Raw genomic sequence first — 11,549 nt, forward strand, 5'->3', positions numbered from 1 at the left:
CATTCCACCAAACTTGTTCTATATTGTTCTATCTATGGACGTTAGATGTCGAACACGTAGCGCGAGCCCACGATCTTTTGGCGTCCGAGCAGCAAGGGCCGCCCGTCCCCATCGGTAAAGTACGCCTCCATATAGAAGAGCGGCTCGCCGACCGGCACCTCCAGCAGCGGGGCCACCTGAGCATCGGCAAGCGCAATCTCCACCGTACAGGGGTCGGACTTGAGCGGCGCACGGCCCGAATGCTCGGCAACGAGCGCAAAGATGGAATTGTCCGTGAGGTCCTTGTCGGCAAGCGTCTGCAGATAGGGATGATCGGCCAGCACAAAGGCGTTGTTCTCGAGCATGACGGGCACGCCGTCTGCCGTGCGCACGCGCTCGACAACGATGAGCTCGCAGCCGGGTTCCACCCCAAAAAACGCCGCGTCCTCGCGTGTCGCCGCAACCACTGTGCGCGACACCAGGCGCGCTCCGGCCACCATGTCGTTGGCAGCGCAACCTTCGGAAAAGCTCTGGACGTCACCCTTCTGGACAATCTTGCGCTTGAGCTTGGGCGCGCACACAAACGTGCCCCTCCCCTGCTGGCGGTTGAGATACCCTGCGCGCGACAGTTCCTCGACGGCGCGGCGCACGGTGACGCGTCCCACGCCGTAAGACTTCGCGAGCTCCATCTCAGAAGGAATACGCGAGCCGGATGTGTACACGCCACGCGCGATCTCGCCCTTCAGGTCGTCCATAACCTGCTGGTACAGCGGCACGGCGGACACCTCAGTGCGCTCGGTTTTATCGTCGGATGCCATCGTTATGCTCCATTCCGTGCATGATCGGACTCAAACTCTTCAATCGCCGCCATAAACTGCTCGCCAAAGGCGTCGGCCTTTTTCTCGCCGATGCCGTTGACCTGGACAAGCTCGTCGCGCGTCTGCGGGCGTAGGCGGCACAAGCCGCGCAGGGCCTTGTCGGAGAAGACCATGTACGGCGCCATCTCCAGCTCGGTCGAAATCTCCTTGCGCAGGGCACGCAGGCGCTCGAACAGCTCGGCATCGTCACCCACACGCGGGCGCTGATCCAGCTCGGCCTCCTCGCGCAGCAGATCCACCGCACGGCGGGCGCGAGCCGAGGCCTTGCGCTTGGACGCGCGACGCTTAACGGTAAAGACAAACGCCTCATCCTCAACCTCGACGGCACGCGGACCCAGCCCCACGACCGGGTACTGCCCCTGCGAGGTGGCCAGATAACCGCGGCCGCACAGCTGGCCGATGATGTCCTTGATGCGCCCGACCGATTCGCTCGACAGCTCACCGTAGCCGCGGTCCTCGTCCAGATGCATCTGGCGAATGCGCTCGGTGTTGCCGCCGTGGAGCACATCGGCGATGAGCGACTTGCCAAAGCGCATGGGACGCGTGGCCACGTAGCGCACGGCGGCGCGGGCCATATCGGTGACGTCCTCGACCTCGAACTGCGTGAGGCAGTTGCTGCAGTTGCCGCAGCTCTCGACGTCGTCCGTGGCGGTGCCGCCCGTACTGGCCGCGGCATGCTCGGCCGCGGCCTCGTCGCCAAAGTAGCGCAGCATGTATTCGCGCAGGCAGCCGGTGGTATTGCAGTAGCCCTCCATCTGGCTGAGCAGACGATATCGATTCTGGAGCGCCCACGCGCGCTGCTCGTCGTCGAGCGCCTCATCGGCAGCATCGCCGCGGTCGATCAGAAAGCGGCGCATGCGAAAATCGTTGCCGTTCCACAGCAAGTAGCAGCTGGCCGGGTCGCTATCGCGGCCGGCGCGGCCCGCCTCCTGGTAGTAGGCTTCGATGCTCTCGGGCACGTTGTTGTGGATCACGTAGCGCACGTTGGGCTTGTCGATGCCCATGCCAAAGGCGTTGGTGGCAACCATCACCTGGATATCGTCGTCGATAAAGGCGCGCTGGCTTTGGCGACGGGCGTCGTTGCCCATGCCGGCATGGTAGCGGCCAACGCGAATGCCGCTGGGGCCCAGTGCCTCGGCAAGCTCGCCCGCCAGCGCATCAACTGTCTTGCGGGTCGAACAATACACGATGCCGCTCTCGCTCGAATGCGCGATCACGTAGTCGCGCACCCAGGCAGTCTTGGCCTTGTCGCCCATCTCCTCGCAACCAAAGTAGAGGTTCTTGCGATCGAAGCCCGTCACTACCGTCGCGGGGTTTTGCAGGCCAAGCATCTGCTGAATGTCCGCGCGCACACGCTCGGTCGCCGTAGCGGTAAAGGCCGCCACGATGGGGCGCTGCGGCAGGGAATCGATAAACTCGCGAATCTGCAGGTAAGCGGGACGGAAATCCTGGCCCCATTGGCTCACGCAGTGGGCCTCGTCAATGGCCACGAGCGGCACGCCAATGCCGGCGGAACCCGCAGCCTCCTGCGCAAAGGCCAAAAAACGCGGCTCGAGCAAGCGCTCGGGCGCCACATACATAAGCTGGTAGCGGCCCTCGCGCGCCCGCTTGAGCACGGTGTTTTGCTGGGCCGGAGTAAGGCTGGAGTTGAGATAGCTGGGTCGCGCACCCGCCGCGAGCAACGCACGGGTCTGGTCCTCCATAAGCGACAGCAGCGGACTCACCACAAAGGTGATGCCGGGCAGCATGAGCGCGGGCACCTGGTAGCAAATGGACTTGCCGGCGCCCGTGGGCATAACACCCAGCGCATCACGACCGGCAAGGATCGCATCGACCATGCGGTCCTGTCCCGGGCGAAACGAGGTGTAGCCAAAATAGGCGCCGAGCGTGTCGAGCGCCATCTGCTGCATGCTATCGGTCATGGTTTCCTAACGTTCAAGTCATCTGCCGCCGATTATACGCCGCCACGCGGACAGCAGCACACGGCCGCCGCCCAGACTAGTCGTTTAAGAACGCCCCCAACGGCTAAGGAGTGTCCCCAGGTGCCGGCAGAAAAGGAACGTCCCCAAGTGCCGGCCCGGCAACGCCGATGTTTTGGCGCGGACAGCGAAAGCCCGCCAGAGCGAGCAAGGTGCCTTGAAACGAGGCGGCATTGACCTTCTGGTCATGCCGCCGAAGTTGAAAGGCAGATTGCCGCTCTGGCGGGCTTGCAGCGTCGAGCCGTTGCGCGGTTTGGAAAACCGCGCAACTAGAGCTACATGACCATAACGTAGCGCGATCCCACGTAGTACTGCTTACCCATCAGGACCGGCTCGCCATTGGGACCCGTGAAGCCGGCGCGCAGGTTGAGCAGCGGATCGTGCGGAGCAATGCCCAGCTCGGCCGCCTGCTCGGTATTGGCACGAACGGCCTCGACCGTGCGGTAGCCAACCGAAACAATCGGCGTTCCGCCAACACGCTCGACCTCGGCAAAAATCGACTTGTCCTCAAGATCGGCCGTCAACAGCTCACGGTAGGCATCAAACGGCACAAAGATGTTCTCCTCAAAGATGGGCTCGCCGTCGGCCGTACGCACGCGCTTGATATGCAGCAGCAGCGCATCCTTCTGCAGGCCAAAGAACTCCATCTCGTTTTGGCGCGCCGGAACGATCTGGCGATCGATCACGTGCGCACCGGCCTTCATGCCGTTGCCGGCACACAGCGCGGTAAACGTCTGCAGCGTCGAGGCGTGAAACTGGCGATTGATGTGCGGCGTGGAGACAAAGGTGCCACGGCCCTGCTGCTTAACCAGGTAGCCATCGGAGCACAGCTCCTCGACGGCGCGGCGCACCGTAATGCGGCTCACGTCGTACTGCTCGGCTAGCTCAAGCTCGGACGGAATACGCTCCTTGGGTGCATAAACACCTTTCTCGATCGCATCCTTGATTTCGTCGTAAATCTGCTGGTAAAGCGGTGCATTTTTGGGCGCAGGCATATCTAATCACTCTTATCGAAATATCGAAATAACTAATACGTATATAACGTCTAGTTTCATATTACCTCATAATGATAAAACGATACACCCTCCCTACCAAAAAGCGACAGCTTCATTTTGGTAGGTTTTATCTGGGCAAACGAGAGCCTCTCGAAAGCAACGGGGCTTTCGGGGGGGCTCGTTCGGATGGGTTGCGCAGGACCGGCAAAATGCCAATACCCTACTTGCCGTCGTCCTGCTGCAGGCTGTCCTGTTCGCTGAGGCGCGCCTGCCTGCTGGCCATGCGTGCGGGCTTGTCGGGATCGGGAACGGCCGTGGGCATGGGCTCGTCGACATGACCACCCCACCAGCCGCCCACAAAGTTGAGCGTGTGGAACACGTTGATCACGGCGCCGGGATCAACGTCGCACACCAGCTTGATAATGTCCTGACTCTCGTAGGTCGAGACAACGGTGTTCAGCAGGTACATCTTTTCGCGGCTATATCCGCCGACGACCTCGGCGCAGCTAATGCCGTGCTGAAAATGGTTTACGTAGGCAGTCATGACCTCGTCTGCCTTACGCGTCGTGATCTGCAGCGTCACGCGATCGTAGCGACGATAGAAACTGTCGATGGTCTTGGTCGAAATAAACTGGAACACGATGGAATACGCCGCCTTGTCCCAGCCAAACATAAAGCCAAAGATCGCCAGGATAAAGCAGTTGAAACCAAAGATGACGCCCCAGATGGTCTTGCCCGTGTGGTTGGAGACCCACAGCGCGATAAAGTCGGTGCCGCCGGTGGATGCGCCGGATTTAAGTGCGATGGCAGCGCCCAGACCCGAGACCACGCCGCCAAAAATGATTAGCATGATCTTGTCGCCCAAAAATGGAGCGAAGTGAAAGACGTTGAGGAACAGCGACGAGAGCACGACCTGCATCATCGAGAAGATGACGAAGCGCTTGCTGATGCCGCTCCAACATAGGAGCGCCACGGGGATGTTGAGCGCGAGCATACCGAGCGAGATGTCGATGTGAACGCCGCCCAGCGAGGTAACGCGATCGAGCAGGACCGCAACGCCGGTGAGGCCGCTCGGAAGCAAGTCGGCGGGCTGAATGAACGCCTGGATCAGGAATGTCTGGAGAACGGCGGAAATCGTGACCGCCACGGCAGTAATAGCGCGGCGGACGATGGTGAGGCGGCCGAGTACGAGCACTCGGTCCGTGAGCTGATCGATGGCGTTCGCCACGCAGGCTCCTTTCGAAGGCAGATGTAGTTGTGGGGTATGTCCGCGATTGTAGCATGGAGCGTGCGGGGGCGCTTCAATTCACCCTCTCTCGACAACCAAAGCGGGACCAGCAACCCCCCACGACCAAAGGCCCAAATTACAAGTGAGTAGACTTATTACGATCTGCCGAGCACACCCAAAACCGCCACCCCTGTGACCTGCGGTTTTACTAGAGCAGATGCACTTTGTGCTCGGCCTGCGCCAAAAAGTCTACTCACTTAGTCCGAATCGAAGCCATACGGATCAAAATCGAAACCAAATTGAGCCAGTCCACCGCAAAAAACGTTTGAACCCGTGCTTCTCGCGGCGGATTGACACTACAAAGCGGCCAAAATGTCGGTCAAATTATCGATAACGGCATCGGCTTGCGATTGATCGAGGTTGACGCCCTCGTGCGGACGCAGCGCCAGGACTCGGGCGCCGGAGCGTTTGCCGGCCTCGATGCCTAAAGGCGAATCCTCGATAACCAGGCACTCGGCAGGCTCCACCCCCAGCGCCTCCATGGCACGCAGGTAGATCTCGGGGTCGGGCTTAAACGCACTGCACTCGTGACCGCTGATGGTGTAATCCAGCACATCGGCAATGCCAGCGATCTCCACTAGCTCATCAATCAGCTCGCGATAGGACGAGCTCGCGATGGCACACTTCACACCGCGCTCGTGCAGCTCGCGCATCACCGGCTCCGTCTGCTCGTTGAGCAGCTCGGCATACGGAACGGGGTGGTCCGGGCTGTAGACCTGCTTGTACTCCACGCGCAGACGCTCGCGCAGCTCAATATCGTCGGGAACCAGCGCCTCCCAAATGGCAGGCTCGTTAGACCCCGAAAGATCGGGGATCTCGTCAAAGTGGAACCCCTTCTCTTCCATAAACGCCACGCGACGACGGTTGTAGAACCACTCGGTATCGACCAGCACGCCGTCCATGTCGAACAGCACTGCCTTGATCATACGCATCTCCTCCCACCTGCCAAAAAGGGTCAGGTTTATTTTGGTAGGTTTTATCTGGGGTTTTGCGGCGCGACAGACACGCCCCCAAAGCAAAAAGGGGACGGGGCGAAAACCCCATCCCCTCTCAATCAACCCGTAAGGTCTACTTACTTGTGATTAGTAGGAAAGCTTCCACATGTAGCGACGCATGGTCAGCGGGTGCTGACGGGCCTCGGCGATCTGGTTGCCGTACTCGCGCATAACGGCGAGGTGCAGCAGCGGGTTGAAGTAGGTGACGACGCTCGCGGGCACGGCGTCGGCCAGGCCGTAGTCCTTGGAGTCGATCAGAGCGACCTTGGCGCCCATGCGCTCAAGGAAGGTGAGGGCGCGGGCGTCCATCGGACGGGTAGCGCCATCAGACATGAAGAAGACGTAGGGCTTACCCTCGGTGGAAACCTCGAACGGGCCGTGGAAGTACTCGCCGGTGTTGTAGGCGGCGGCGTCGATCCACTGCATCTCGGTGAACAGGAAGGCGGCGTGAGAATAAGCCATCTTCTCGGAGGCACCGGAAGCCATGAAGTAGATCATCTTGTCGTCCTTGAAGTCCTCGGCGAACTTCTTGGCGAGCTTCTTGCAGTGCTGAGCGGCGTTCTCGCAGAGATCGAAGACGTTGGTGAGGCCGGTGATCATGTCCTCGTAGTGGTCATAGCCCTCGGTCTGCTGAAGGATCTCGACAGCAAGAGCGATGGCGTAGCCGGGCTTCTCGCACTTGGCAGCGAAGTTGGCGTGGAAGCCGTGAACGATGACGTAGTCAGCGTCGACGGTCAGGGCGGAGCCAGCCTTGTTGGTGAGGGAGACGACCGGGCAATTGTGCTTCTTGGCGGTCTTGTTGGCCTCGACGGTCTCGGGCGTGGAGCCACCGAGGGAGCAGGTGATCACGAAGGTGTGCTCGTTGACCCAGGAAGGCGTGTCGTAGTTGAACTCGTTAGCGGTGAAGATCTGAACGTTCAGCTTGTCCGTGTTGTTGGCCAGGAAGTACTTGGCGGGGTAAAGGTCGGACATGGAAGCACCGCAGCCGACGAAGGCGACGCTGTGGATCTCGTGGTTGGACAGGACGTCAGCGACGATCTGCTTAGGGAGGTTAAGGTCGATCTCGTACATCTGACACATTCCTTTCGATTTTTGCGGCGCCACATTGCCGAGCGCTCGCAGGGTTACCGTGGTTTGGACCGAGTCGCCGGCCCGTTGAGGATGTGTCAAAGGAACTGTCCCTTTGACACATTTAGGGATGGAAGCCTGCCTGGGGTATGGGATGTCAGGCAGGCTCCCCGGGGAAAGCGATTAGACGCTTGATCGCGACTAGGCCAGGATGCCGGCCGCGGAGAGGGCAATGCCGCCCACGATGGCGATCACGAGAAGCCAACCGGTGTTGACGTTCTTCTTGATGAGCCAGTACATAAGGCCGGTGAGGCCAAGGGAGATCATCTGGGGCATCATGCCGTCTAGGATGTCCTGGATAACGACGGTACCCTCAGCGAACTGCAGCGGGGTGGTAGCGCCGATCAGCGTAGCGATCATGCCGCCCACGGACATAAGACCCACGATGCCGCAGACATACATGAGCTTCTCCATGAGGTCGCCGCCCTGAAGCTTGCTCAGGTACTCGTGGCCGCCCTGATAGCCCATCTTGGCTGCGAACCAAGTGATCAGCACAGAGGGGACGATGGAGATGAGCATGGCCAGGATCGGGCCCATGATGGAGCCCTGCTGAGCCAGCTGAACGCCCAGGCCAAAGGCGATAACGCGGATGGTGCCCTGGAAGAAGGAGTCACCGATACCGGAAAGCGGACCCATGAGGGAGGTCTTGACCGCGTTGATCGAATCGGGATCGAAGTTCTCGGGATCCTTGGCGTACTCCTCCTCCATGGAGGCGGAGAGGCCCAGAATGAAAGCGCTCGTCTGCGGGGTGCAGTTGTAGAACGCCATGTGACGGTGGTAAGCCTCTTTCTTAGCAGCGAGCTGCTTGGGGTCGGACTCATCCGGATAGAGGCGATCGAGCGTGGGAACCATGCCGTAGAGGAAGCCCATGTTCATCTGACGCTCGTAGTTCCAAGAGGCCTGGATGGCCCAGGAGCGCCAGAAGAACTGGCTGACCTTCTTGTTCAGGGACACGTCCTTGGTTGCGGTTGCCATAGTGTGTTCCTCCTTAGTCTTCGTCGTCTTCGAGCGGATCGTAGTCGGAATCGACACCGGCGGCTGCATGGGAACCGTTGAACTTGAAGCCCATGAAGACGACAGCCAGGCACACACCGATCAGAGCGACCGCGATGACGGACAGGTTGAGGTAAGCGGCGAGCAGGAAACCGATGAACAGGAACGGAGTCATACCCTTCTTGATCATCATGGTGAGCAGCAGGGCCAAGCCGTAGGCGGTCATGATCTTGGTCGAAACGTTAAGACCAGTGGACAGCCACTCGGGAACCATGTTGACGATGGCCTGAACCAGGTCGGTGCCAACAAAGACGGCGAGGAAGATCGGCAGGAAGTACATGACGGCGTACAGACCGGAGCCGGCGCAGATGTGCATGCGGTAGGCGGTCTTGAACTTTCCGTTATCGATCGCGCTATCTGCCACATGGGTGAGGGCGGCGATGATGGAACGGAACACGATGCCGAGAAGCTGACCCAGGACGGCGACCGGGATGGCGATCGTCATGGCGGTCTCGGCGGAAGCATCGGTCAGGCACGCAAAGGCAGCGGCCACGATGCCGCCCAGGACCATATCGGGCGGAACGGCGGCGCCGACCTGCACCAGGCCCATGGACACGAGCTCGACGGCGGCACCGACGGCAAGGCCGGTGGGCACATCGCCCAGCAGCAGACCGACGAGCGTAGCGCCAACGAGGGGCTGCTCGAAGTTAAGACGACCGAGCAGGCGGGAGTCCCACATGCAGAACACGCCGACGAGGCCGACGAGCACCGCACTGATGAACGTATTCATACCCTTCTCCTTTCAGTCAGGCAAAAGCCTGGTTGATTACAGCTTGGCGTCGATGTCGACGCTCTGATACGTAGGGGTCTGCTGGACATAGAGCTTGATGCCCATGTCGAGCAGCTGGTTGACGTCGGCCTTCTGGTTGGCGTCGAGGAAGACGGAGCTGTCCTTGCCGCCGACCTGATCGGCACCGTCGTGGTTGGCGGTGGCGCCCAGGTTGATGGCGTCGAGCTTGTAGCCCTGGCAGAACTGCAGCATCTCGGCAGTGTTGCCAAAGACGAACATGACGCGCTCGCCGAGGGTGTTGAGCTTGTCCATCTTGGCGAGGGCACGCTCGACGGTGAAGACGTTCAGGCGCACGCCCTGGGGCTTGGCCAGCTTAAGAGCGCCCTTCTTGATGTCATCGTTGGCGGCGGCGTTGTCGACGACGATGATGCGCTCGGCCTGAACCTTGGTGGTCCAGGTAAAGACGACCTGGCCGTGCAGCAGACGGTAGTCAAGACGTGCGAGGACGATCTTGGCGGGACCGGAGCTGTGACGGGACGCCTTGGCCTTCTTGGCGGGAGCCGCGGCGGCCTCGACCGGTGCGTTGGGGTTGGTCAGACCGGTGCGGGCCTCGTTGATGAGGGCCGCGAGCTCGGCGCCCTTGACGGGGACGGGGCTCATAGCGAGCGTAAGCGCCAGCGGGATGTTGAAACCGCTGACAACCGTGAACTTCGTGCCGTTCTTGGAAAGCTCGACCATGTTGTTGTTGACCGAGCTGCCGAGCATATCGGTCAGCACATAGACGGTGTCGTCCGCGTTAAACGTGGCGATCATGGCGTCCACCTTATTGGTGATGGGCTCCTTGTCGTCACGAGCAAGCGACACGACGTGGACGTTCGACACGTCGCCGAGAACCATCTCGAGCGTGTCTTTGGCGCCTGCGGCCAGGCCGCCATGAGATGCGAGAATGATCTGATTCATCTTGCCTCCTCCTTTTCGTTATGGTCATTATAACGTCTTATACGTTGCTTATATTGCTAATTAGTATAAAGACCGTTCGCGGGTGAAAATCGACCGTTGACGGGTTTAACGTACTTGAAACGTTGGGGCCGGGTAGTCCGACGCGGGCTGGATAACCCCAGGTCAGACCCTGCGCGCAATCCCTTATCGCACGAAGTACCAGGGGCTTTCCTGCACGGTGGGCTCCAGCGCAATGCCCGTGCGCTCCTTAAACAGATCCATGTCCTGAGATTTTTCGGTCCACCACGCGTTGGGCTTAAAGGTCATGCTCTCAACAACATGACCGACAAACACACTGTTGCGCAGCTTGGAGAAGTCGGTGTTCATAATCAGGATGGACGCGAGCACCAGCACGATGCCCAGGACTTTGATCACGCCGGCGGGCTCGGCATAGACACCAATGCCCACCAGTACGGTGACGACCGTCTCGAAAGACATTACGACGGGAACTTTCGATGTCTCGAGCCCCATGGACAGACCCTGCATATATAAGATGTAAGCCACGGCTGTGGGGATGAGTCCAAAGCCAAGGAACAGCAGCAGCAGCTGTGGCGACATTGCCGCGGCGACATCCGGCCACGGAGCCGCGATAGCCGCCATAACCGCACCGCCAAAAACAAAGCCCCAAAACGTGACAGCCAGCGGGTGGACCGTCTTGGTTGCTATCCGGCTAAACACCGCGAGCGACGCACCACAAAGGCCTGCAATCACGCCCGACGTGACGCCCCAAACCGAAAAATGAAAACCGGAAAGGTCGCCATTGGTCACCGCAAGCACGCAGCCAACGATGTTAAAGACAATGGCAACGAGCTTGTTGGGGGTCACGTCCTCGCGATAAAGCACGCGGCCGAGCATGACGCCAAACACCGGCGAGGTGTAGAGCAGCACCGAGGCCGTAGACATACCCACCTCGCGCATGCACTCGTAATAGCAGGTGTTGGCGGCGGCTAAACCGACGATACCGACCAGCGCGCAGGGGACGAGCTCTTTGGGGCTTGCCTTGAATAGCGTCAGGGGACCCTGAGCCACGGTAGACCCCTCACCCGGACGGCAGCCCATAAACATCAGGACCGGCGCCAAGATAAGCGCTCCGACCAACAAGCGAAAGGCCGCCATGCTCTGAGACGAAACGCCCATGGCCGCAATGCCGTTTACAAAGATTCCGATGCTGCCCCACATAAGCGCGGCGATCAGCACCAGCACATAGCCCAGATTGCTTTTCTTCAACGCAGCCTCCTCGGTATTGTTTCCAATATGTTTCACACTACGTTATAGTCGTTATATACATTTTTCAAGACACAAATCGGCGAGCGGAAAAATCTGCTCCCCACATACTCATTGGGTAGTCATTGGGGACGCACTTAAATGACTGGTCATTCAAGAACGCCCCCCAACGACTAGGACTGTCCCCAACTGCCGGCAGAAAAGGAACGTTCCCAACGTCTAAGGCGCCGCTGGTTGAGCATAAGTCAGACACTATGACCCAATCCGAAGGCACGGAAACGACAGGAGCCCCCGCTCGTGA

At 59.9% G+C, this 11,549-nt stretch carries 10 protein-coding genes; all 10 read right to left on the reverse strand.

Annotation, left to right across the window (positions count from 1 at the left end; all coding sequences use genetic code 11):
- Positions 1-41 precede the first annotated feature (41 nt).
- The 10 genes from JMJ97_RS03035 to JMJ97_RS03080 all read right to left on the reverse strand — a co-directional run bounded on the left by JMJ97_RS03035 (position 42) and on the right by JMJ97_RS03080 (position 11,251).
- Positions 42-797, reverse strand: coding sequence for a GntR family transcriptional regulator (locus JMJ97_RS03035; RefSeq protein WP_260699120.1), 756 nt, complete (start codon positions 795-797; stop codon positions 42-44).
- Positions 798-799: 2 nt separating this feature from the next.
- The gene (locus JMJ97_RS03040) at positions 800-2,779 is read right to left on the reverse strand and encodes a RecQ family ATP-dependent DNA helicase (RefSeq protein WP_260699121.1); all 1,980 of its coding nucleotides are present in this window, start codon (positions 2,777-2,779) and stop codon (positions 800-802) included.
- A gap of 332 nt (positions 2,780-3,111) precedes the next feature.
- Entirely contained in the window at positions 3,112-3,831 is a 720-nt protein-coding gene (locus tag JMJ97_RS03045; protein ID WP_055310102.1) for a GntR family transcriptional regulator, read from the reverse strand.
- Positions 3,832-4,051: 220 nt separating this feature from the next.
- Positions 4,052-5,059, reverse strand: a complete 1,008-nt coding sequence (locus tag JMJ97_RS03050) for a YitT family protein (protein ID WP_040359122.1) — start codon at positions 5,057-5,059, stop codon at positions 4,052-4,054.
- A 356-nt stretch (positions 5,060-5,415) separates the two neighbouring features.
- Positions 5,416-6,045 (reverse strand): HAD family hydrolase, encoded by a 630-nt coding sequence (locus tag JMJ97_RS03055; protein ID WP_260699122.1) that lies wholly within the window; start codon positions 6,043-6,045, stop codon positions 5,416-5,418.
- 156 nt (positions 6,046-6,201) lie between these two features.
- Positions 6,202-7,185, reverse strand: coding sequence for an SIS domain-containing protein (locus tag JMJ97_RS03060; RefSeq protein ID WP_260699123.1), 984 nt, complete (start codon positions 7,183-7,185; stop codon positions 6,202-6,204).
- A 198-nt stretch (positions 7,186-7,383) separates the two neighbouring features.
- A complete protein-coding gene (locus JMJ97_RS03065; RefSeq protein ID WP_035136780.1) occupies positions 7,384-8,217 on the reverse strand; it encodes a PTS system mannose/fructose/sorbose family transporter subunit IID in 834 nt (277 codons plus the stop codon).
- 13 nt (positions 8,218-8,230) lie between these two features.
- Positions 8,231-9,025, reverse strand: a complete 795-nt coding sequence (locus JMJ97_RS03070; protein WP_006235136.1) for a PTS mannose/fructose/sorbose/N-acetylgalactosamine transporter subunit IIC — start codon at positions 9,023-9,025, stop codon at positions 8,231-8,233.
- A 36-nt stretch (positions 9,026-9,061) separates the two neighbouring features.
- Positions 9,062-9,985: a PTS sugar transporter subunit IIAB gene (locus JMJ97_RS03075; protein WP_260699124.1), complete on the reverse strand. Its 924-nt coding sequence runs from the start codon at positions 9,983-9,985 to the stop codon at positions 9,062-9,064.
- Positions 9,986-10,168: 183 nt separating this feature from the next.
- Positions 10,169-11,251 carry a DMT family transporter gene (locus tag JMJ97_RS03080; RefSeq protein ID WP_260699125.1) on the reverse strand — a complete coding sequence of 361 codons (1,083 nt, stop codon included), beginning with the start codon at positions 11,249-11,251 and terminating at the stop codon, positions 10,169-10,171.
- Positions 11,252-11,549: the final 298 nt, after the last annotated feature.

The sequence above is a fragment of the Collinsella aerofaciens genome, from assembly GCF_025289055.1.
In the GTDB taxonomy this organism is placed as follows: domain Bacteria; phylum Actinomycetota; class Coriobacteriia; order Coriobacteriales; family Coriobacteriaceae; genus Collinsella.